Annotated in this window: 17 protein-coding genes; 6 read left to right on the top strand and 11 right to left on the bottom strand. The window is 43.2% G+C overall.

Features of this window, described 5'->3' with window-relative positions; genetic code table 11:
• Nucleotides 1-842: 842 nt before the first annotated feature.
• Genes GQF63_RS18695 through spt form a run of 5 tightly spaced genes read right to left on the bottom strand, consistent with a single transcriptional unit; the run spans nt 843 to nt 5324 of the window.
• Nucleotides 843-1229, bottom strand: coding sequence for a GtrA family protein (locus GQF63_RS18695; protein WP_160370778.1), 387 nt, complete (start codon nt 1227-1229; stop codon nt 843-845).
• A gap of 12 nt (nt 1230-1241) precedes the next feature.
• A complete protein-coding gene (locus tag GQF63_RS18700) occupies nt 1242-1937 on the bottom strand; it encodes a CDP-alcohol phosphatidyltransferase family protein (protein WP_160370779.1) in 696 nt (231 codons plus the stop codon).
• A gap of 45 nt (nt 1938-1982) precedes the next feature.
• On the bottom strand, nt 1983-2981 hold the full coding sequence (locus GQF63_RS18705; RefSeq protein ID WP_160370780.1) for an NAD-dependent epimerase/dehydratase family protein: 999 nt from the start codon (nt 2979-2981) through the stop codon (nt 1983-1985).
• Nucleotides 2978-4099 (bottom strand): hypothetical protein, encoded by a 1122-nt coding sequence (locus tag GQF63_RS18710; protein ID WP_160370781.1) that lies wholly within the window; start codon nt 4097-4099, stop codon nt 2978-2980. Before GQF63_RS18710 ends, GQF63_RS18705 begins: the two co-directional genes overlap by 4 nt.
• Before the next feature lie 16 nt (nt 4100-4115).
• Nucleotides 4116-5324, bottom strand: coding sequence for a serine palmitoyltransferase (gene spt, locus GQF63_RS18715; RefSeq protein WP_160370782.1), 1209 nt, complete (start codon nt 5322-5324; stop codon nt 4116-4118).
• Between the two features lie 296 nt (nt 5325-5620).
• On the opposite strand from spt, the gene smpB reads away from it, so the two are divergent.
• Nucleotides 5621-6076, top strand: coding sequence for an SsrA-binding protein SmpB (gene smpB, locus GQF63_RS18720; protein WP_160370783.1), 456 nt, complete (start codon nt 5621-5623; stop codon nt 6074-6076).
• Here the strand turns inward: smpB and GQF63_RS18725 are convergent.
• The gene (locus tag GQF63_RS18725) at nt 6063-6989 is read right to left on the bottom strand and encodes a helix-turn-helix domain-containing protein (protein WP_160370784.1); all 927 of its coding nucleotides are present in this window, start codon (nt 6987-6989) and stop codon (nt 6063-6065) included. The two genes, smpB and GQF63_RS18725, sit on opposite strands and share 14 nt — an antisense overlap.
• 237 nt (nt 6990-7226) lie before the next feature.
• On the opposite strand from GQF63_RS18725, the gene GQF63_RS18730 reads away from it, so the two are divergent.
• The 3 genes from GQF63_RS18730 to GQF63_RS18740 all read left to right on the top strand — a co-directional run bounded on the left by GQF63_RS18730 (nt 7227) and on the right by GQF63_RS18740 (nt 10311).
• Complete coding sequence (locus GQF63_RS18730) at nt 7227-8729, top strand: aldehyde dehydrogenase family protein (RefSeq protein ID WP_160370785.1); 1503 nt, start codon at nt 7227-7229, stop codon at nt 8727-8729.
• A gap of 67 nt (nt 8730-8796) precedes the next feature.
• Nucleotides 8797-9168, top strand: a complete 372-nt coding sequence (locus GQF63_RS18735; protein WP_160370786.1) for a DUF779 domain-containing protein — start codon at nt 8797-8799, stop codon at nt 9166-9168.
• A 69-nt stretch (nt 9169-9237) separates the two neighbouring features.
• Nucleotides 9238-10311 carry an NADH:flavin oxidoreductase/NADH oxidase gene (locus tag GQF63_RS18740; protein WP_160370787.1) on the top strand — a complete coding sequence of 358 codons (1074 nt, stop codon included), beginning with the start codon at nt 9238-9240 and terminating at the stop codon, nt 10309-10311.
• A 7-nt stretch (nt 10312-10318) separates the two neighbouring features.
• Here the strand turns inward: GQF63_RS18740 and GQF63_RS18745 are convergent, their stop codons facing one another.
• From GQF63_RS18745 to GQF63_RS18755, 3 genes are read right to left on the bottom strand one after another with little or no spacing between them, the layout of a single operon-like run.
• Complete coding sequence (locus GQF63_RS18745; protein WP_160370788.1) at nt 10319-10726, bottom strand: acyl-CoA thioesterase; 408 nt, start codon at nt 10724-10726, stop codon at nt 10319-10321.
• A 29-nt stretch (nt 10727-10755) separates the two neighbouring features.
• The gene (locus tag GQF63_RS18750) at nt 10756-12570 is read right to left on the bottom strand and encodes a MutS-related protein (protein WP_160370789.1); all 1815 of its coding nucleotides are present in this window, start codon (nt 12568-12570) and stop codon (nt 10756-10758) included.
• Nucleotides 12571-12629: 59 nt separating this feature from the next.
• On the bottom strand, nt 12630-13286 hold the full coding sequence (locus GQF63_RS18755; protein WP_160370790.1) for a protein-L-isoaspartate(D-aspartate) O-methyltransferase: 657 nt from the start codon (nt 13284-13286) through the stop codon (nt 12630-12632).
• A 205-nt stretch (nt 13287-13491) separates the two neighbouring features.
• Here GQF63_RS18755 and GQF63_RS18760 point away from each other — a divergent pair, with 205 nt between their 5' ends.
• Nucleotides 13492-14355 (top strand): DUF4886 domain-containing protein, encoded by an 864-nt coding sequence (locus GQF63_RS18760; RefSeq protein ID WP_160370791.1) that lies wholly within the window; start codon nt 13492-13494, stop codon nt 14353-14355.
• Between the two features lie 14 nt (nt 14356-14369).
• Here the strand turns inward: GQF63_RS18760 and priA are convergent, their stop codons facing one another.
• Together priA and GQF63_RS18770 are read right to left on the bottom strand one after the other, a co-directional pair.
• Nucleotides 14370-16850, bottom strand: a complete 2481-nt coding sequence (priA, locus tag GQF63_RS18765; protein WP_160370792.1) for a replication restart helicase PriA — start codon at nt 16848-16850, stop codon at nt 14370-14372.
• Between the two features lie 131 nt (nt 16851-16981).
• Nucleotides 16982-17371 carry a DUF423 domain-containing protein gene (locus GQF63_RS18770; RefSeq protein WP_160370793.1) on the bottom strand — a complete coding sequence of 130 codons (390 nt, stop codon included), beginning with the start codon at nt 17369-17371 and terminating at the stop codon, nt 16982-16984.
• Between the two features lie 131 nt (nt 17372-17502).
• On the opposite strand from GQF63_RS18770, the gene GQF63_RS18775 reads away from it, so the two are divergent.
• A complete protein-coding gene (locus tag GQF63_RS18775; protein ID WP_160370794.1) occupies nt 17503-20127 on the top strand; it encodes a PQQ-like beta-propeller repeat protein in 2625 nt (874 codons plus the stop codon).
• Nucleotides 20128-20141: the final 14 nt, after the last annotated feature.

Genomic DNA, 20141 nt, shown 5'->3' on the forward strand with positions numbered 1-20141 from the left:
TTCCAGCCGTCCCTCCCTTGCGGAGTGGTGCAAAGATAGGGACAAATTACCTTCACTTCCAAGAGATACAGCAAAGTATTTTTGTGGAAATAGCGTAACTCGCTAGGACAATGCGTGATAAATTTAGCAGACGGGAGGTATTCTATCGTCTTGTTGTCTTCGTTCTGTTGTCGTGCTGTCATCGTGAGCGGAGTCGAACGACTGGTACGTCAGTACAGATAGCACGCAATAACGACGTTAGTTTAAAGAAATATGAAAGCATTGATTACATAAACAAGCATTGCTTGCAAAGCTTTTGTCAGTGCTGAAGTACTATTGGTAGTAGTTTTATAAGATAGCGTGCAATCAATATTATAAAAAATTGAACAAAGCGTGCTACCTGTACCGACGTACTAATCGTTCGACTCCGCTCACGATGACAACCCGTCCACAAAACGTTGACAACACGTCGACAGTACCTCGACAGCACCTCGACAAAAAAGTTAAACAAAGCGTGCTACCTGTACCGACGTACCAGTCGTTCGACTCCGCTCACGATGACAACCCGTCCACAAAACGTTGACAGCACCTCGACAAAACGATAACAAAGAGTACCGCAATTCCCAGCCCTACCCTCCTCCTGCAGGCTCTAACTACTAAATACTCCATACTAACTACTGCAACAACACCTTCCACTTCCCTTTCACTCCCCTTTCTCACCCGTATCAATCCCCTTTGCAATAGGCTGAACAAGGGATGTGAAAAAGCATTACAATGCTTTTGTAATTATCCTATACAAAAGGAAAAGTATGGAAAAGGTTTTTTGGAAATGGGTAAAGTAAAGCTTAGCTCAAAAAGTTAATCTACTTTTTAAACACCCAGTATTTTTGGAGGGTAAAGTTGAATCCGAGGGAAACGATGATTTCTACGATTCCTTTGGAGAGCAGGAAGTGCCAGTGGAGGAAATCTACGAGGAAATGGATTCCCAGGGTTTTTAGACTGATGCTTCCGATGACTACAATGATAAACTTCCAGAGTTGGCTGCCGATCGATTGAGTCTTGCTGTTAAAAGACCAGTAACGGTTGATGGTAAAGTTTACGATAGCACCTAAACTTCCACTAATGACATTGGAGAATGGCGCTGTGAATTTTAAGACCGTGTAGCAGAAGGTATAGATGCCAAAGTCAGACAATCCGCCGATAAAGGCGGATAGCTGTACTCGTAGAAATTCTTTTACTTTCGCTGTCATGTGGCATGCGGTTTAATCTTGTTTTGGCTGTTGGGCTTTGGCGGCCTTCTCTTCGATATCCTTTTGATCACCTAAGGCCAATAGCTTTTTGGTATCGCCCAGGTTGATGAAGAACAAGATAATACAAATACCAAGCACACTGTAATTAATGGATCCCGGCACAAATACTTCCAGCACCAATACCAAACTGATAATAACGCGGATTTCGGTTGGACCCAGCAATCCGGCATCGATGGTATACTTATCGGTGATGCGATAACGCAATTGGGAAATAATCATGGCCCATCCGTATAAAGATACCAGGGTAAAGCCCAGGTATTTAAAATCGCCGGTGGCATACAGCACGTAACCAAGTCCGATAAAAACGGTACTCACCCAGTCCATCACGATATCCAATGCGAAACCGTACCATTTCCGCGATTTATTGCGGTAGTAGGCAATACGTCCATCCAGGGAGTCGCCGAACCATTGCACGAAGAAGCCGACAATACCGAGGAACAAGTAATTGATATGCACATACTCGGCGAGCAGGAAGCTTCCTAAAATCATGAAGGATCCAAATAGGCCGATTGCCGTTAATCCGTCGGAGGAAATCCAATTCGGGATTTTAGGCACGAGGTAGGAAATTAGTTTTTGTTCAGGATTACTTAAGATATTCGTTCTCTTCCGATCCTGAAATAACTTTTTATTGATCTTTTGACCACTCATTATTTTTATGATTTAAAGGCATTGCTGCCCTTTATGTTTTTCATTTTACAGCCAGTTATGGCTTTTATACCAATTCAAACTCTCTTTCAACCCTCTTTCCAGGTCAAATTTAGGGTTGAAATCTAATGCTTGTACGGCATGGTTAATTGCACATCCCCAGTTTTCTGCTGTTAACTCCCCTAGCCTTTCGGGATAGATTACCGGTGTTTTGGCGGAGGACTTATACAGGCGTTCCGAGAACTGCGCCACTAATTTCACTAGCCCAAGGGGCACATGAATGCGGAACAGTCTACGCTTTAAGGTTTGCTTAAAAATATCGGCCATCGCATACCTCGAGTACACTAGCCCGTCGGATATATTGTAAAATTGTAGGCCTTGTTGCGGCGCTATACAACCTTGCAATAAGACATCGCAAAGATCTTTCACGTAAACAAAGCTGAGTTTTTGTGGATTCTTGCCGATATAGGGATCCAAACCCTTATTCATGGTGTCGAATAAGATAAAGATATCCTTCTCCCGGGGACCATACACTGCGGTTGGGCGAAATACCGAAATAGGTTTATCGGCAAATTTCGCTTTAATCATCAGTTCCGCATCGCGTTTGCTACGCCCATATACGGTAACTGGCTGATAAGGCGTGGATTCATCGATCAATGTTTCGCTATTGTAGGCAATAGGCCCAATAGCTGCGAGGCTACTGACGAAGGAGATACGGATTAAAGGCATGTCAGCGGTTGTTGCTGCAGCCAGTATCGCTTCGGTATAGCCAATATTCACGGCTTTCATTTGTTCTTCATCTTTCGCCTTGGTCATAGCCGCGGCATGGATGATATAGGCATATTGTTCAGCTTCGAACAATTGCTTCAGTTCTTCTGTGTTACCAAGATTGGGGTATACAAATTTATCGACGTATTGCTGAATAGGCTCAATGGCACTGCTTTTACGCACTGCGGCATGCACTTCCAGGCCCAAGTTTTGGGCAGCCTCCACCAGGTGAGAGCCTACGAAACCGCTCGCACCGGTAATGAAAATTTTCTTTCTCATATCGCTTTTTCGTAAAGCCGATAACGTTTGTAGAAGTCTGCGTTTATTTGTTCAATAGCGTGATTCATCAGGTAGTTATGATCGAGCATCCATGAACATTCTGCTTCGACAATACCGGAAGGGAGTGCATTTTTGATAATGCGTCCGTAAAGGCAGGCTTCAATACCCAGTTTACGATAGCTCTCCAGTACGCCAAGCATAAGCACCCTGACAGATTTAATGTTTTTCTTACCGAATAAGAGTTTAAAGATTCCGGTTGGAAGGAGTCTTCCTCTTTTGATATTAATCAATATTTCATTGAGATTTGGAATTCCGAGGGCAAAGCCAATGATTTCGTCTCCTTTTTGTGCGATGATGCAGTATTTAGGGTCGACGAGCATTTTCAAGTCTTTGGCGATATAGAAGAATTCCGCATCGGTCATAGGTACAAACCCGAGGTTTTTATCCCATGCTTTATTGTAAACCACTTTAATTTTTTCGGCTTCATTTTTAAAATCTTTCAGGTTTATCTGTCGAAGAATAATTCCTGATCGTTGTAAACGAGCTTCCAATTTTTCCAACAACAACACCGAGCGTTGGCTTGCGGTACTTTTATTTACCAAATACGCTCTGAGGTCTTCTTTTTTATCGAATCCTGCTTTGCTGATGAGGTCCATATAGTAAGGAAAATTGTAGGGCATCATGACCATTGGCGGTCTGTCGAAGCCTTCTACTAATAATCCTAACGTATCGTTTGTTGATAAGTTGATGGGTCCAACGATATTGTTAGCGCCTTTATTTTTCACCCATTCTTCTGCGGTTTCCAATAATTTATTGGCCACTTCCTGATCGTTAATACAATCAAAGAATCCAAACTGTCCTTCGTTCACCTGGTTAAAGGCATTGTGGTTGGTATTGTAAATCGCGAGGACACGTCCTACGATTTCACCATCCTGATAGGCCAGAAAAGGTTGTGCAGTGGAATGTTGGTAGAAGGGGTGTTTTTTGGGGTTTAATAAATCATCCTGTGCCAGAAATAATTCTGGCACATAATTCGGATCGTTCGCATACAGATCGTGAGGAAAATCAATGAATTTTGCTCTTTGACTTTTCGTTTCTACGGGAACAATCGTTATCACGGTGATTAATTTTTAGTTATCCAATAAATGTTTCGACCTCTAATGCTTTGAACACTTTGGTCATTTTTTCCACGGCCTCATCGATTTGATCGAAGGTATGTGTTGCCATTAGGGAGAATCGGATTAGGGACTCTTCTGCTGGTACGGCCGGTGCAACTACAGGGTTCACAAAAACGCCATCATCTTGTAGCATTTTGGTCACGATGTATGTTTTCTCGTTATTTCTAACGAAGATAGGTAAGATTGGGCTTTCGGTAGCTCCTAAATCAAAACCGTTATCAAGTAATAACTTCTTCGCGTAATTGGTGTTGGCCCATAATCTTTCGATGTGCTCTGGTTCTGTTTGAATAATTTCCAGGGCTTTCAAAGTTGAAGCCACCGATGCCGGGGTCATGGATGCACTGAACATCAAGGAGCGGGCGCGGTGTTTCAAGAACTCGATGGTATCTTTATCAGCTGCCACGAAGCCCCCTAAGGAAGCTAATGACTTACTGAAAGTACCCATAATCAGGTCCACCTGATCTGTTAGACCGAAGTGAGATGCTGTTCCGGCACCTTTTTCCCCGATAACGCCAAGGCTATGGGCGTCGTCGCACAATATTGCGGCGTCGAATTCGTTAGCTACTTGTACAAGTTCTGGTAATTTTACGATGTCACCTTCCATGCTGAAGATACCATCAGTAGCGATAAGCTTGAAGCTTTCTTCGGGCAGGCGCGAAATTTTATCGCGAAGGTCATCGATATTATTGTGGGCGTATTTAATTACTTTGGAGAAGGACAATCTACTTCCATCGATGATAGAAGCATGGTCACGTTCATCTAACAAGATGTAATCATGGCGTCCAGTCAGGCAAGACAAGGGTCCTAAGTTCGACTGGAATCCGGTACTGAACAGAATTGCGGCTTCTTTACCAACGTAATCGGCCAATTTTTCTTCGAGTTCTACGTGAATATCGAGGGTTCCGTTCAGGAATCGCGACCCTGCGCACCCAGTTCCATATTTTTCCAAAGCATCTTGGGAGGCTTTAATAATACGGGGATCGGTTGTTAACCCTAGGTAGGAGTTTGAACCGAACATCAAGACACGACGGCCATCAATTTTAACCTCGGTATCTTGCTTGGATTGGATTGGTCTGAAATAGGCATATAAGTTTTTAGATTTTATATCTCCTAACTCGCCATTTAAAAACCGCGCAGTTCTTTCGTTTAATTTTCCCTTGCTCATTCGTCAGGTATCTATTTTCTCAACAATATTTACTTTTTGAACTTTTAACAAAAATCGTCAAAAATCTCACAAAGGTACAAAACTACTCTTATCATTAAACAATTAATGTGCAATTTTTACCTTTTATTACAAAAAATCGACGCAAACATACAAAACTTAAGCATGACTTTAGTTGTGATTTGACATATAAATATCATAAAATTAAATTAATATTAACAGAATGTAGTGTAATTAAAAGGGTATGATTTTGCAAAAATTGTTTATTTATTACCTTTGTGCTTCAAAGATCCAGATAAATGGCCATTTCATCGACTGTTAATATTAAAAATAAACGCGCTTCCTTTGAGTTTCACCTGCTAGACCGCTATGTTGCGGGGCTGGCTTTATTAGGTACGGAGATTAAATCTATCCGTGAAGGTAAAGCCAATATTAACGACAGTTTCTGCTCATTTTTCGAGGATGGATTATACATTCGGAACATGCATATTGCCGAGTATTCCTATGGTTCTTTTTATAACCATGAGGCCAAACGCGACCGCAAGCTATTATTGACCAAGAAGGAGCTTAAAAAGCTGCGGGAGAAAGGCGAGGAAAAGGGGTTTACGATAGTTCCATTACGTATTTTCATCAACGAACGAGGTTATGCGAAGATCGAAATTGCCTTGGCACAAGGCAAGAAGGACTTCGATAAGCGCGAGAGTATCAAAGAACGAGAGTCGAAACGTGAATTAGACCGCGTTATGAAGCGCTAGCTTCTTGGCGGCGTTGGTAATGTCCGGGTGTCATGCCTTCTCTTTTTCGGAAGGTACGCACGAAATAATTGACATCACTAAATCCGCAGGCATAACAAACTTCTTTAACAGACAGTTTTGTTTTCAGCATTTCTTTAGCTTTGTAGATTCTTTCTTGAATAACCAATTCCATGGGGCTTATGCCCAGTTCTTCCTTAAACATTCGGAACAGGGACGCTTTACTCATGTTCATGTATTGGCTTAGTTGATCAACAGTTAGTTTGTCACTTATATGATTTGCGATATATTTTTTCAAATGTATTATGGGCTGATTTTGCGCTGTTGGCTTGTCGATTCTGAGCTGCGCAAATTGCTGTTGCTGAATGATGCGCACGAGCAATTCTTTGAATAACAGATCGGCAAGCACATCCTTTAAGGGATCATCGCTAGTCATGCTAGCGAAGAGTTTATTGGATATGGCGCTAATTTCGCTGGTATTGGCAAAATGGATATTATCCCAGGCGAAGTTCCATTGGAGCCTGTTATTTTCTTTTGGATAATACTCATTAAGGTAATTTAAGGTTCGATTTACTTTATCGGAAGAGATTACCAATGCGGTGCATTGGGTCGGGTCTAACAAAGCGGCTTCGGGGAAATCGATGTGCATGGGTTTGGACGCCGGCAGCACGATGGTCTCACCGGGGTAATACTCAAAAGCAGGCACCTCATTGACGTGCATAATTTTCTTTCCCTTGAGCATGTTGATGATAACCATATCATCAAACTTCAGGGGCACCAAACTACTGGCTTGGTAGGTTTCATACACATTGAGTTCAAAGTTTTCAAGTGTAAAAGCTCTTCTATTCTCAACCAATGTATTGATTTCATTTTCCTTGGAAAAAGGCAGTTCCTGAATCAAATTTTTTCCACTCATATCAAACATTTTCTATAATTGGCTGCTTATCAAATATATAAAAACTATTGATAAATCAAAACTAATAGGCGTACTCCATGCCTTATTATGACATTAGGCAAAGCTAATAGGCTGTAATGGATAAATAAACGTCTTGAAACAATAATGCTATGGAAAGCGATTATAATGCTACAGGCCTTCCGTAATCTCCATTAAATTTGGGTTATAGTCCAGTATAAACTTAGAAAATCTTAAAATATGAGCACAATTGCACGACCATCGTTCAAAGAACGATATGACAATTTTATCAATGGCGCTTTCGTAGCACCAAGCTTAGGGAAGTATTTTGATAACCTTTCCCCATTAGATGGGAAGCCCTTTACCCAAGTTGCCCACTCGACCAAAGAAGATATTGATAAGGCTGTGGAAGCAGCTGCCAAAGCTTTTGAAACTTGGGGAAAAACCTCAGCTACCGAGCGTAGCAATATTTTAAATAAAATTGCCGACCGCATCGAGGCGAATTTAGAAATGATTGCTGCTGTGGAAACGGTGGACAACGGGAAAGCTATTCGGGAAACCCTGAATGCCGATATTCCATTAGCGATCGATCACTTCCGTTATTTTGCGGGCGTTATCCGTGCGGAAGAGGGTTCCCTATCGGAACTTGACAGCAATACGGTTTCCTTAATTGTTAATGAGCCTATTGGCGTTGTAGCCCAAATTATTCCTTGGAACTTCCCGATTTTAATGGCGGTTTGGAAATTGGCTCCGGCCTTAGCAGCAGGTTGTACCGTGGTTTTAAAACCAGCAGAAAGTACACCGACTTCCATTTTAGTGTTAATGGAATTGATTGCGGACTTGATTCCACCGGGAGTGATTAATATCGTGAATGGTTTTGGTTCGGAATTGGGCCGTCATTTAGTAACGCATCCAAAGGTGAACAAAGCTGCCTTTACGGGATCAACCGCAACAGGCCGATTAGTGATGCAATATGCGACGGAGAATATTATTCCTGTAACGTTAGAATTAGGCGGAAAATCGCCAAATATTTTCTTCTCTTCAGTGATGGATGAGGATGATTCCTATTTAGATAAAGCCGTTGAGGGTGCAGTATTATTCGCCTTTAACCAAGGAGAAATCTGTACCTGTCCTTCCCGCTTATTGATTCAGGAAGACATTTACGATAAGTTCATTGCCAAGGTAGTCGATCGGGTAAACCAGATTAAAGTGGGCGATCCGTTAGATCCTACGGTGATGATGGGCGCGCAGGCCTCCAAAATTCAGAAGGATAAAATCATGTCCTACATTAAATTAGGAAAAGAAGAAGGCGCAGAAGTGCTGACTGGTGGCGATGAAAACCAAGTAGGTGAAGGTTTTGAAGAAGGCTATTACATTAAGCCTACCTTGTTTAAAGGCCATAATAAGATGCGTATTTTCCAAGAGGAGATCTTTGGCCCAGTCTTGGCCGTAACCACCTTCAAGGATGAAGAAGAGGCTATTGCGATTGCCAACGATACGATGTATGGTTTAGGAGCGGGGGTTTGGACAAGAGATGCGCATCAGTTGTATAAAGTTCCACGTGCCATTCAGGCTGGCCGCGTTTGGGTGAATCAATATCACGCCTACCCTGCCGGTGCGCCATTTGGCGGCTACAAGCAATCGGGTATTGGTCGGGAGAATCATAAAATGATGTTGGCCCATTACCGTCAGGCTAAAAACATGTTGATATCCTACAGTAAGGAAAAACTTGGATTTTTTTAAAATCTAGTATATACAATCAGGTTAGGGGGGAATTACGGTTCCCCCTTTTTTCACTAAACATATGCTTATGATTTCACGAATTGATGTTTCTGATGCCGCGAAGTCGCTTATTAAAACCTTAAGCGATCAGCACGGCGATTTAATGTTCTATCAAGCGGGGGGCTGTTGTGAAGGCACGCAACCCCAATGTTTCGAGAAGGGCGGCTTTTATCCTCGGATGAATGACGCGATGATTGGCTTGGTGGAAGGCTATGAGTTCTGGGTGGATCGGGATTTATTCGAGTATTGGCAATATTCCCATTTTACATTGGATGTGCTTGAAGGCTTTGGCCCGGGCGGTTTTTCGCTAGAAACGCCTTTGGGTAAAACATTTAAAATTCATTATCGCTTATTTAATGAGGAGGAACTGAAAGAGCTGGCGCCGGTTATTCGGTATTAGGCTTGATTTTTTTTACCTTTAAGAATTGGCAATCATCGCCCTATTGTTCATTCTTAACGCTTCATTGCAATGGCCAGTTTATGTTTCAGTCCCTTAGCCCTTCGTTCGCTAACCATATCCAACCGTTTAGTGGTTTCCCCCATGTGTCAATATTCGGCACAAGATGGTGTTGCCAACAATTGGCACCTGGTTCATTTGGGGCAATTTGCAATTGGGAAAGCCGGTGCTGTTATTCAAGAAGCGACCGCCGTTTGTCCGGAAGGTCGCATTTCGTATGGCGATTTAGGGATTTGGTCGGATGAGCAATTACCCAAATACCAAGAAATTACTTCTTTTATAAAAAGTCAGGGCAGTATCCCCGGCATTCAGCTGGCGCATGCAGGCCGAAAAGCCAGTACGGATATTCCTTGGTTAGGGCGCTCGCAGTTTGCTCCACAAGACCCACATGGTTGGCAAACCGTATCTTCCAGCCCTATAGCCTATCATGCGCATGAGCATCCACCGCTAGCGATGACCCGCGATGAAATTCAACAATTGGTAAAGCAATTTGCGGAGGCGACCTATAGAGCCTGTCGGGCGGGCTATCAAATTATTGAAATCCATGCCGCTCATGGCTATTTAATCCATCAGTTTCTTTCTCCATTAATCAATCAGCGGGGCGATGACTATGGCGGATCTTTTGAAAACAGAGTACGCTTATTAGTTGAGATTGTGCAAGCTGTTCAAGGCCAATTGGGGATGGAGCATTCCCTTTGGGTGCGGATTTCAGCAACCGACTGGGTGGATGGCGGCTGGGATCTGGGTCAATCTATTGCTTTAGCCAGCCTGTTAAAAGAGATGGGGGTTGAAGTAATAGACGTTTCCTCGGGCGGTGCCGTTCGGGAGCAGCAAATTCCTGTGGGCCCGGGCTATCAGGTTCCCTTAGCAGCTGCTATCAAAAAAGAAACCGGCATAATTACCGGTTCTGTAGGATTGATTACGGATGCGCAGCAGGCTGAACAGATTCTGCAAGCCTCGCAGGCCGATTTTATTTTACTTGCCCGCGCCTTTCTACGGGATCCGCACCTGGTATATCAATGGGCCAAGGATTTGGGTGTTGATTTGGCCTGGGCGAACCAGTATGCGAGGGCAAAATTAACGTAATGCGGAATTAATTATCGATGATATCGAGTCCCTGCAATACAGGAACGGGTTTTTTATCTTCGTCGAGTGCGACAAAGGTAAAGCGACCCTGAATGGCTAATTCGCGACCATCCTGATACATGCTTTCCAAATAAATTTCAACGAATACTTTCAGGCTTGTGCGGCCTATACTTTCTACCCTTGCAATCGCTTCCACAATAGATCCGGAAGGAATAGCTTTATGGAAATCGATTTTATCGGTGGATACAGTAACGAGTTGCTTTCTGCAAAAGCGGGTTCCGCACATAAAAGTAACTTCATCCATCATGGCCATGGCTTTACCGCCGAATAAGGTGTCGTGGTGATTGGTGTGGAAAGGAAACACGGTCATGGCAATGCGTGTTTCACTTGCGTCCATACGTTCTTGAATAGTCATTATTTTCTTTGTGGCTGCAAAGGTATGAACTAATTTTCATTTTCGACAAGTACCCCAATGCCCTTTAGTAGCATGGAGGCGTTGAAAATGGTACATGGCCCCTCTTTCAATTTATAGTCAAACAACATTTCATTCCCCTGCACCTGAATATCAAAGTGGTAGTTCTTAAGATCTGAAGGATAGTCTTTTGCCATTTCCGCGAGTTGGAGATCATGGGTGGCCAGCATGCCCTGGCCCTGCAGGCCGATAAGTTTTTTTATAATGGCCTTAGAGCCTAAATATTTATCGACGGAATTTGTTCCACGTAACATTTCATCGATCAAGAAAAAGCTATCCGGCAGCTGCGCCACGCGATCCAGAATAAATTTCATGCGGTCTAGTTCAGCTTTAAAGGTAGATGTGCTTTCATTGAGAGAATCTTTGATGCGCATATAGGTCACTAATCGGTAAATGGGAATATGGAATTCTTGTGCACAAACTACAGCACCGGCATAGGCCAATACCGCATTGATGCCTACCGTCCTTAAAAAAGTACTTTTGCCGGCCATATTCGACCCTGTAATCAAGGCAATATGATGATCATGCCCGTCATAATCGTTAGCGACAGCTTTGCCAGCATCGATTAAGGGGTGGTTTAAGGCTTTACATTGCAAGCTATGCTGCTGCACATCCTCCGTAATGTGGGGCTGTACCCAATCCGGGTGATTGTACTTCAGGATGCACAAAGATAATAGAGCCTCGTAGGTACTCATGGCACCAAAGCCCGATACAATGGTATCCTGATATTGGTCTTTCCATTTATTTATGGCCATCACCTGTTTAAAATCCCAAAGGCTTAGCATGTTTAGTATGGCGCCTACCAACATATTGTTACGGACATCGAGCTTATCGATGAGCTTTCCGAGTTCGCGAATAACCTCCGAGAGTTTCTTATCCTGATCTTTGATGCGGAGCTGCTGTTGCAGTTGCTGCAAGAGTTCGGCCTTATAATTTCGTTCCTCAATCAGTTTAATGGCATCGGCAAAGGCAATCAAGGAAACACCGATCTTATCTATTTTATTGGAAAAGAGACTTACTTTACCTGCCTGGCTCATGGTCCATAAGAGATGGGCTATCCCTAGGCCAATCAGATAGGCCGACAGATCGTAATAAAACAGCGATACGAGAATTCCTACCAGGAAGATATAGGGCACGATGGGTACATACGCCCGCATAAAGGCGGAACCAAAATCCATGGCCTTATCGTGGAAATAACTTTGGATATAGGTTCTTAAATTTATTTTGGAACCTAGATTAAATAGCATTTTGGTTTGAAACTGCTGTAAGTGCTCGGGGTCTTGACTCAGCTCATCGGCGGCCGCCTGTCTTTGTTCCATGGTTTGCTTAGGCGCCGCCTGCAACATCCAGGAGGCTAAATCGGAGATGCCATCTTTGGTGGCACAGCGGTTTACTTTGGCAAATAAGGAATGCGCGCCAAAGATATCTAAATCGGAAGTATAGGGATGCTTAGGATCTTCAAATTCAGCTCCATCGGCATACATATTCGGCTGCCCCTCCAGCATGTTGATTTCATTTTCATTGATCTGCAAGAACACCTTGGCTTCTTGCAATTTGCGTTCAATTTTACTGCCCCGGAACACAAAGAAGACAAACAGCAGAATAATTCCCAATATGCTGCCCAACACCAGGAAGATGTTGTTTGTTTTAAACAATTGGAATACCAATATACCTCCACCCAACATGATGGCCAAGCGTAAGAATGAATTTTGGGTTATCTGACGTTCGAGTTGGTTAATGTTTTCCTTTGCAGATTTTATATTGTTTTGGTAAAATGCTAAACTCATGGGCTAAAAATAAAAAAAGCCCAGCAAAGCTGAGCAAAATATCTATGTTATTCTTGTTTCTACCAGGCTTGATCGCCCACTAAGGGTACAAAACGGAAAGTATCGAGTTCGATTCGTTCAAAATCATTCTCCCCTACGCGTAGGATGGTCACCATCTTTTGGAATTTCTCATCTCCAACCGGAATCACCATTAATCCACCTAAGCGCAGCTGCTTAAGCATTTTCTCGGGAACAAAGGGTGCTCCTGCTGTGACGATAATCTTATCGTAGGGTGCATGGTCAGGAATGCCCATAGAACCGTCGCCCAGAAAGAAGTTTGGCTTATAACCCATATAGGGCAATACCTGGATGGTGCGCTGGTAGAGGTTTTCTTGGCGCTCAATGGTATATACATCGGCTCCTAATTCCACGAGGATGCAGGTTTGATAACCGGAGCCTGTTCCAATTTCCAATACTTTATCGCCTTTATTAATATGCAATAGCTGGCTTTGATAGGCCACAGTATAGGGTTGCGAAATGGTTTGTCCATCACCAATAGGGAAAGCAATATCCCGATATGCTTGGTTCCAGAAGGTTTCATCGAAGAAAAAGTGCCTTGGAACCTTGCCAATTGCTTTCAACACCCGCTTATCATCAATCCCTCTTTTCTCCAGGTGTTTCACCAGCTGCTTCCGAGCACCTTGCTCCCGATAGTTATCTACAAACTTGTACGCCATACCGCTCAAAATTAGCCTTAATTTATCATATTATTACGCTTAAAGTGCAAATCATTAAAGGTCAGAAGTATGCCAAATTTCGTTAAATAGGATATTTTGAAGCATTATTTTTGTAAATTAGAAGGTCTCTAGGGTCTATCTTCTTGTGCGGTATGCGGTTGAAGGAAAGATCGGAGAAAACCAAAACGTTTAAAATTCTATTCACATGAGAAAAGTATTCGCAATTCTTATCCTTTGCCTTTTTCAAGTTCCTATTTTGTGGGCACAGGAGGAACAGGCTTCTCCGCAGGACGATGATATTATGAAAGTATTGGCCATAGGCAACAGCTTCTCGGAAGATGCCTTGGAGAACTACGTTTATGAGCTTGCCAAAGCAGCCAATAAAAAGGTTGTTATCGGCAATTTATACATTGGTGGGGCGCCTATACACCTGCATTTAGAAAATGCACACAACAATAACAAGGCCTATAACTACCGGAAAGTTGGCGAAGATGGGGTGAAAACGCGTACGGATAAGGTGAGCATTGAGGAAGCCCTGGCAGATGAGAACTGGGATTATGTGAGCTTGCAGCAAGCGAGCCCGCTGTCGGGAAAATACGATGTTATAATGGAGAGCCTGCCTAACCTATGGACTTATGTATTCGCGCATATAAATCCGGATACGAAGTTGGTTTACCATCAAACCTGGGCCTATCAACAAGATTCAAAGCATGAGGGCTTCAAAAACTACAACCAAGATCAGCAGCAGATGTATGATAGCATTATGCATGCGACTGCTGAGATTGACAAATCGGGTGATTTCACCTTTGTTGTTCCTTGTGGAACAGCGATCCAAAATGCGCGCACCTCTAGTATTGGCGATCATTTTACACGCGATGGCTATCATTTGGATTTAAACTACGGGCGATTTACCGCTGCCTGTACCTGGTATGCAAAACTGTTTAATCTGGATCCGCGTAAAAACAGCTATAGACCTGAAGGGGTAACGGAATTGCAAGCTAAAATAGCGAAAGAAGCGGCACAGAAAGCTGTGAAGAAGCCATTTAAAGTTTCGAAAATAAAGAAATAATAGCCTAAAAGGGATTAATAGGGGTCTACATCAATTTGAATGCGGACCCCTTTATTTTTTTTATCGAGTTCGAAAATCAAGATGGCTTGTTTAATTAAGTCTTTCACCTTTACGATAGAGATATCTTTCCGTTCGATCTTCAACGTAATGGTTTGAATAAAGTTATTGCGCACGCGGGCCACCAATGGTGGTTCGGGTCCTAATACGCGTGGTCCTAAGTTTTGCTTTAATAAGGCTGCGAGTTGATTTGCGGCATCATGCACCAAGTCTTTATCGGGATGCTTGAGATCGATCTTTATTAAGCGGTAGAAAGGTGGATATTGGTAATTCTTACGCTCGGTTACTTCCGTCAGGAACATCTCCTCGTAATTATGCTCGCGCACCTGTTCTAAAATGCGGTGATTGGGAGTATAGGTCTGTATAATTACTGTTCCTTCGGCTTGGCGACGTCCTGCCCGTCCTGCTACCTGCGAGAAGAGGGAGTAAGCACGTTCATACGCCCGGAAATCCGGAAAGTTAATCATGCCATCGGCATTGATAATACCAATCAGGCTTACATTCCCGAAGTCTAATCCTTTGGTGATCATCTGCGTACCGATCAATACATCGTACTCCTGATTATCAAAAGCAGATATGACCTTATCAAACCCGTATTTTCCTTTGGTGGAATCTAAATCGAGTCGGCCGATGCGGAGTTCGGGCATCAGCAATTCCAGTTCTTCTTCGACGCGCTCGGTTCCAAATCCCTTACTTTGCATATTCGGCATGCCACAGGCCGGGCAGGTTTGTAGGGGTTCTTCTGAAAAGCCACAGTAATGGCAATGCAGCAGGTTACTGGTTTTATGGTAAGTTAGGCTGACATCGCAGTTTATACATTTTGCCACATGGCCACAAGTGCCACATTGCAGAAATGGGGTATGCCCTCTCCTATTTTGAAAGAGGATAATCTGTTCTTTTTTAGCAACGGTTTCCGCAATGGCTGTTAAGAGGGTTTTGCTGAAATACGAGCTCATTTCATCCTTGCGTGCTGCTTCTGCAATATCGACTACTTGGATTTGTGGGAGTTGGGCATCGCCGAATCGTTCTAATAATTTCACGAGGCCATATTTTCCGGCCTTTGCATTATAGTAACTTTCTACGGATGGCGTTGCAGAGCCAAGCAACACCTTCGCTTGGTGTTGATGGGCCAGGTAGATGGCCGTGTCGCGTGCGTGATAGCGCGGCGCAGGATCGTATTGTTTGTAGGAGTTTTCATGTTCCTCATCCACGATTAACAGCCCTAGTTGGTTAAAGGGTAAGAATACGGAGGACCTAGCACCTATAACGACCTTAAATTCTCCTTTTCGTACCTTATGCCATACCTCGGCACGTTCATTATCATTAAATTTAGAGTGATATACCCCGAGCTTATCGCCAAAATGCTGCTTTAACCGTTCGGTAATTTGAGCGGTCAACGCAATTTCCGGCAATAGGTAAAGTGCATTCTTGCCTTGGGCCAGCACTTCCTCAATTAAGCGGATATAGAGTTGGGTTTTACCTGATGCCGTTACACCATGCAAGAGCAGCACATCCTTTTCACGGAATCCTGCTTTTATTTCATCGTATGCCTGTTGCTGGGCTTTACTGAAGGAAAAGTCCGGCGTTAGGAGGATATCTGTCCCTGCGAATCGTGAGACCACCTTTTCTTCAACATCGAAAATACCTTTATCAATTAACCCGGTAATGGCAGAGGAACCGCAGCCACTGGCTTCCATTAAATCTTGTCTGGAGATATCTTCTTTCACTTTGCGCAGCTGAAAATACGCCAGCAAAGCATCCTGCTGCTTAGGTGCGCGGTTTAATTCATCCACTACTAAGCGTTTGCTTTCCTCATCAAAATAGACCTTAGACAGCTTTAAGAAGACTTTGGTTTTCGGCTTATATTTCTCGCGAATTTCTTCAGAGATCAGGATATAGCCATGCTCAAACAAACTGCGTAGTAAAGGGAATACCGACTTCTGTCCTAATATTTTCATAACATCATTGACAGACAGTTCTCCGGCGACATCGAGCGCCTCCAAGACCATATAGCCTTTATCGGAAAGTAAGGATCGGTCGAGGTCAGGATTCTCGGCAGCAATAATCTTTGTTTCTGAGGCCATCTTTAAGGCGGCCGGCAGGGCCGCTTGCATCACATCGCCTTTTTGGCACATGTAATACTCGGCAATCCAATCCCACAGCTGCAACTGAAAGGTATTCACGATGGGTTCATCGTCAGCTACATCGAGGATGTACTTGGCTTCGTAGCGATCCGGTGCCTCTGTGCTGATAGCCTGCACAATGCCAGAATAGATTTTGTTTTTACCAAACTGTACAATAACACGCACACCGACTTCAATCTTCTCGTTTAACTCGAAGGGAACCCGATAGGTGTAGCTCTTGGCAATTGCCAAGGGCAATATCACTTCTACAAATAGCGTTTTACGGTTGTTGGGCAACAATTCCAGTTCTGACATAACACAAAAATATAGAAATAATGCTGCAAAGCTAATGGATGCTTATAATTATACTGTTTCAGGGGGCAATCAAGAAAAAAGGCCGCTAACTTTTAAAGCTAGGGCCTTCCATATCTTGGATTGTATGTGATTTATGCGCGATGTTTTATGGCGGCCACAAAGAGGGCAATCCATCCGATCATAAAGCATAAGCCACCTACAGGTGTTATGGGGCCGATAAAGGAAAGGCTTTCCAATCCGGTTAATGATTTTGTACTTAAGATGTAAATGGAGCCTGAGAACAAGATAATTCCGATAGTAAACATGATATAGGAAACCTTGATAGATTGGCTTTTCGCTCTCGAGAAAGTGGATAAAAACAAGAGGGCTAAGGTATGGTAAAATTGGTACTGATTGGCAGTTTTCCAAGCGTCCAATTGATTGTCCGAAATCTTCCCTTCGAGTCCATGTGCTCCAAATGCTCCGAGTATCACGGCTAACAGCCCGAAAAAGGAAGCTGTTAAAATGATTTGTTTGTTCATAAATAAAGCTAATATATCTGCTTGTAAAATTTCGATTATAAATGTATAAAATAACTTCTTAAAAGCCCTCCAATTTTTGCAATTTTGTCTATATTGAGTGTTTTTAGAGAAAAAGATCAGGTTTATCGTTCATGAGAAATACTATTATTGTTTCCATACTCCTATTTATTGCTGTTGTGTTGGCGTCGGTGTTTTATTTTGGGGATCTCAATAAGGAGGAGAAAAAGTCCGTAAAGCCTATCAATTATTTACCCAGCGACAGTTTTTTAATTGCATCCTTCGTGAATGATGCGACCACCGATAATATATTTAAGGATTTTGAAATCTTTGAAGCGATGTGGGGGCATGATTTTCAGCGGCAGCTCAGTCAGCTAAAGCAACAGTTGCTGCGCCAGAAAGAGCTATCACAATACTTGGCCGATCAGGAGATGTTTGTATCCTTCCACCCCGAGAAAGATAAGGTAAGCAGTTTATTCAGCATCCCTAGCAACGAGAAGATAGCGCCGGAAATATTGCAACAATTGCTACCCAAGCTGAGTGCGGACTTTCAATTCCAACAAAAAGATACCTTAGGGATCAAGCTTTATGGCTTTACCCCGCCCAAGTCAGACTCCACCTTCTTTGTCAGCTATATTGATGACATGTTTTTTGCCAGCTATAGTAAGGATTTGCTATGCAAGGTTGCGGATAAAAAAACGCCGAAGTTTGATGATAAGCAATTGGAGTTCTTCCATAAGAATCATAACCGCAATGCGCCATTTACGGTATACCTTCCACAGCAAAACCTCCCTGCATTAGTAGATTTATCGCGTCGGAATAAAGCGGGTGATTTCTTGCGTCAGTTTATTCATATTAAGGGTCAAACCGCTTGGAACATCAACTACAAACAAGATGCCTTGATGCTTTCTGGGGAAAGCGAACTGGAGGATACGAAAGGCCAATATATCGCCTTGTTTGCAAACCAACGGAAAACAACGCAACGGATATACAATTATTTCCCTTCCAATACGGCCTTATTTATTGAATATTCCTTCTCGGATAAAAAGCTATGGCAGGATGATTTGAGGGCCTGGCATGAGGCTACAGAAGACTCTAAACCGTTGAAAGGGCAGGCCGATGAAATACAGAAAGGACGTCCTTCTCTACTTGCCGATATGCAAACTGCTTTAGGTGGCGACTTTGCTATAGTAGAACAGAACAACAACGATTACCTAGGCTTTATCAGTATTCAGGATAGCAGTACCTTTAAATCTATCCTTTCGGATATGGCTGAATCGGTTGGCGATAGCAGCTACCGCTTCCGCTATGCACAGCTTCCCTACCGCTTCTATGGTGAGGGATTGAAAGCCTTTAGCCGTCCTTATTTTATTATCGTAGATGACTTATTGGTCATGGCCAATCAATTATCTACCCTGCAGGAATACCAACGTAAATGGAGGCGGAAGGATCTACTGATCGGCACCTTAGGTTTCAAAAACTATGAGAAAATTCAAGGAAATGAGGCGAATGTAACGGTGTTTATTAACAGTAAAAACGCCTATAACATCTTATCGAATAACTTGACCTCCAACTTTAGCAAGAACTTCCGAGATAAGAAGAACTACGGCTATCAGGACTTCTATTCCTGGTCTTTACAGCTTACGGGTAATTCCGGGAGCTTCTTAAGCCGATTGTATGCTATTTATAAGAGTAAAAACACCTTGGGTCTTACTCCGGAATGGACGTACAGCATGGGTAGCCGATTAATTAATGGCCCTTATGTATTTGAACATTCGGATACTTCCCAATTCATATTAGCCCAAGAGCAAGATCATACCGTACATGCTGTACATCCTACGGGCAAGAAACTCTGGACATCGGTATTCTCAGGTCGAATTGTCGGACAGGTTCAGCAGCTAAAAGACCGTTCTTTACTGTTGGTTACCGATCGCCGCAGGCTGTATCGCTTTGATACCAATGGTAAAGGGTTAGACGGCTTTTCTACCAGCATTAAAGCAGAGCCGGCCTTCCAACCTACCTATGTAGATTGGGGCAACCAGCAGATGATTCTTATTCCATCTAAAAACAGTGTCATGGCCTATAGCATGGACGGAGGACCGATATCAGGTTGGGATAATGTCACGGTGGACGGTGAGATTCTGGGGCCTGTACAGTTTCATGATAATAAAGCCATCGTAACGAGCAGCTACGGACGCTTGTATTTCTTCGATGTGAATGGTAGCAAGGTTCAGGAAATTGATGTGCCTGGAGATATCAGCTTTGTGAGCAATGCCGGTATTGTGCAGCGGGATAATAAAACCTATTACTATGCCAGTGACGATCAAGGCGATGTTTACCGCATGACTCCGGAAGGCAATACCAAAAAGATCTATGAAGGCAAATGGGATAAGAAGTATATGGCTGATTTTGAAAATGTACATAGCACCTCAGCGCCAGACCTTATCGTAATGGATGGGCAGCAGTTGCAGGTTTATGAATTAGGCGACAGCTTACAACCGGTGTATGATTATACCTTTACCCAAAACGTGAGCAACAGGCCTTATTTCTTTGCCACAGGAAGTGCTGGCTTGAAACAAATAGGCGTTGCAGCACAAGGAACTAACCTGATTTACCTATTCGCAGAGAATGGCACCTTGGTGGATGGTTTCCCGGTTGAAGCCCAGCCCTTGTTCTATTATGGGAAAATCAACTACAACTCATCGAACTACTTGGTTTGCACCCGTAGAGATTTTAAACTATATGCATTCCGCCATTAATAATTTATAAGCAA

This window comes from Sphingobacterium humi (assembly GCF_009768885.1).
Lineage (GTDB): Bacteria > Bacteroidota > Bacteroidia > Sphingobacteriales > Sphingobacteriaceae > Sphingobacterium > Sphingobacterium humi.